Below are 3,380 nucleotides of genomic sequence, written 5' to 3'. Positions count from 1 at the left end.
GATCACGGACGCGCTCGACGAACTCGCTCGGGAAGACCCGGGCGACGTCCTGGTGTTCCTGTCCGGCGAGAACGAGATCCGCGACGCCCAGGACGCCATCGAGGGCAAGCACTACCCCGGCACCGAGGTCCTGCCCCTCTACGGCCGTCTGTCCGCCGCCGACCAGCACCGCGTCTTCGAGCGCCGCAGCACCCCGGGGATCCGCCGTCGGGTCGTCCTCGCCACGAACGTCGCCGAGACCTCCCTGACGGTCCCGGGCATCAAGTACGTCGTCGACACCGGCACCGCCCGCATCTCCCGGTACTCGCCACGCGCCAAGGTACAGCGGCTCCCGATCGAGGCGATCTCGCAGGCGAGCGCGAACCAGCGCTCCGGTCGTGCTGGCCGGACGAGTGCCGGCATCGCGATCCGGCTCTACTCCGAGGACGACTTCGGCCGTCGTCCGGAGTACACCGACCCAGAGATCCTGCGGACGAACCTCGCCGCGGTGATCCTGCAGATGATCTCCCTCGGCTTCGGCGACATCGAGGCGTTCCCGTTCCTGCAGCCGCCGGACTCCCGGGGCGTCAAGGACGGCCTCGACCTGCTCCGCGAGCTGCGCGCCGTCGACGGCTCCGGCTCGATCACGAAGACCGGGCGGCAGCTCACCCGGCTCCCGATCGACCCGCGGCTCGGACGCATGGTGCTCGAAGCCGGTCGACAGGGCGTCGGGCGCGAGGTCATCGCCGTCGTCAGCGCCCTGAGCATCCAGGACCCGCGCGAGCGTCCCCTCGAGAAGCGTGCGCAGGCCGATCAGCTGCACGCCCGGTTCGCCGACCCGACGAGCGACTTCCTGACCCTGCTGAACCTCTGGAACCACATCGAGGACAAGCAGGACGAGCTCTCGTCGAGCGCCTTCCGCCGCCTGTGCAAGGCCGAGTTCCTGAACTACCTCCGCATCCGCGAGTGGCAGGACCTGTACCGGCAGCTCTCGCGGGCGGCGAAGCAGGTCGACGTCCGCATCGGGCAGGCCCGGTCCGACGACGGCGACGCTGTGCACCGGTCGCTGCTCGCCGGGCTCCTCAGCCAGATCGGTCTGCGCGACCGCGAGAAGCGCGACTACCTCGGATCGCGGAACACCCGGTTCGTGGTGTTCCCGGGCAGCGTGCTGGCGAAGAAGCAGCCGGACGCGGTGATGGCCGCCGAACTCGTCGAGACGAGCCGGCTCTTCGCCCGCACGGTCGGCCGGATCGACCCGGCCTGGGTCGAGCCCCTCGCCGGCGACCTCCTGAAGCGGACGTACGGCGAGCCCCACTGGGAGAAGAAGCAGGGCGCTGCCGTCGCGTACGAGCGCGTCACCCTGTTCGGCGTGCCGATCGTGCAGCGACGTCGGGTGCAGTACAAGCGCGTCGACCCCGAGCACTCGCGCGAGCTCTTCATCCGGCACGCCCTCGTCGAGGGCGAGTGGGACGCGCAGCAGGCGTTCGACCGCGACAACCGGAAGCTCCGCCGCGAACTGGAGCAGCTCGAGGAGCGCACCCGTCGCCGCGACATCCTCTTCGACGACGAGCGGGTCTTCGAGTTCTACGACGCCCGTGTCCCGGCCGACGTCGCCACCACGCGGGACTTCGAGGGCTGGTGGCGGCAGACGCGGCGCGACCAGCCGGACCTGCTCACCATGCGCCGGTCCGACCTCCTCGACGAGGACGCTGCGGAAGCCGCTCAGGACCAGCAGGAGTACCCGACCCAGTGGCGGAGCGGCGACCAGCGCCTTGCGATCAAGTACCGGTTCGAACCCGGCGCGCAAGACGACGGCGTGAGCGTGCAGGTGCCGCTCGCGTTGCTCCCCCGTATGCGCGAAGAGGGCTTCGACTGGCAGGTGCGCGGCCTCCGCAAGGAGCTCGTCACGGCGCTCATCAAGTCCCTGCCGAAGCAGATCCGGAAGAACGTCGTCCCCGCTGCAGACTGGGCCGAGAAGATCGTCGCCGAGCTTCCCGACGACGCCCCGACCGAGCCGACAGAGTCGTTCCGCGCCACCCTCGCCACGGCGATCCAGCGCATGACCTACGTGCCGGTTTCGGAGTCGGACTTCGACCTCTCGCGGGTCCCGGCACACCTCCTGCCGACGTGGGCGGTCGTCGACGAGCGCGGCCGTCGGGTCGAGGCCGGCAAGGACCTCTCGGCCCTCCAGACGAAGCTCAAGGACCGGACGCAGCAGAGCGTCGCCTCGGCGACGACGCGCGCCGCAGGGCGTCCAGGAGGCGCGGCTCGCGTCGCGTCCGCTGCCTCCGGTGGCGCCGTGGAGGGGTCGGGGCTCACCGCCTGGCCGTCCGACGACCTGCCGCAGGTGCTCGACACGAAGCAGGCGGGTGGCGTGATCCGCGCCTACCCGTCCCTCGTGGAAGAGGGCGACGGCCCGAAGGCGACGGTCGGCGTCCAGCTGCTCGCGACGCCGTCCGACCGGGCCGTGCGGATGCCCGCGGGTGTCCGGCGGCTCGTCATGCACGCCGTGCCCTCGCCGGTCTCCTACATCCAGTCCCACCTGACCGCGCAGGAGAAGCTCGCGCTCGCCGCCAGCCCGTACCCCTCCACCGCGGCGCTCTTCGACGACGTCCTCGCGGCGGTCGTCGACGCCGGGATCCGCAGGGCGCACCCCGACGGGCTGGTGTTCACCAAGGCCGACTTCGAGGCCGTGCGGGACACCGTGTCCGCGACGGTCGTCGACACCATGTTCACGGCCGTGTCCGAGGTCGCTGCCGTCCTCGCCGCGCACCGGGCCGCGGAACGATCGCTCAAGCAGGCCAACTCGATGTCGCTGCTGCCGGCGCTCACGGACATGCGGCAGCAGATGGAGCGACTCGTGTTCCCCGGGTTCGTCGCGGTCGCGGGGCTCGATCGGCTGCGGCGCATCCGGGTGTACCTGCAGGGTGTCGACACTCGCGTGCAGAAGCTGCTGCAGAACCCCGGGCGCGACGCCACCTGGATGCGCGAGGTCACCGTCGCGACCGACCGCTACCTCGACGCCGGGGGCACCTTCCCACCGGCCGCGGGGGCGCACCCGGAGCTCGTGCACGCCCGATGGATGCTCGAGGAGTTCCGGCTCAGTCTCTTCGCGCAGGAGCTCGGCACGGCCGAGACTGTCTCGCTGCAGCGCATCACGAAGGCCCTGGCCGCCACGCGCTGATCCCGCTAGCGTGTCGGCCATGATCGGCACGCTCGACGTCATCGTCCTCGACTGCGCGGACCCCCGTGCGCTCGCCCGCTTCTACGCCGAACTGCTCGGCGGCGAGATCGTGGGCTTCGACGAAGGATGGGCAGAGGTGGCCCTGCCCTTCACGGAACCACGACCGATCCTCGCGTTCCCAGCGGTGGCGGAGTACGCGCGCCCGAATGGCCGGGCA

The 3,380-nt window shown here is 71.1% G+C and carries 2 protein-coding genes; both read left to right on the top strand.

Annotated elements, in window-relative coordinates; genetic code table 11:
* Positions 1-3,163: ATP-dependent RNA helicase HrpA (gene hrpA / locus I5E_RS05215; protein ID WP_031261609.1), on the top strand; the 3,163-nt coding region annotated here is incomplete at its 5' end.
* A gap of 19 nt (positions 3,164-3,182) precedes the next feature.
* Positions 3,183-3,380: VOC family protein (locus I5E_RS21225; protein WP_305791137.1), on the top strand; the 198-nt coding region annotated here is incomplete at its 3' end.

This window comes from Curtobacterium sp. B18, from assembly GCF_000333375.1.
Classification (GTDB): Bacteria; Actinomycetota; Actinomycetes; order Actinomycetales; family Microbacteriaceae; genus Curtobacterium.
This window is presented reverse-complemented; position numbering and strand designations above follow the sequence as displayed.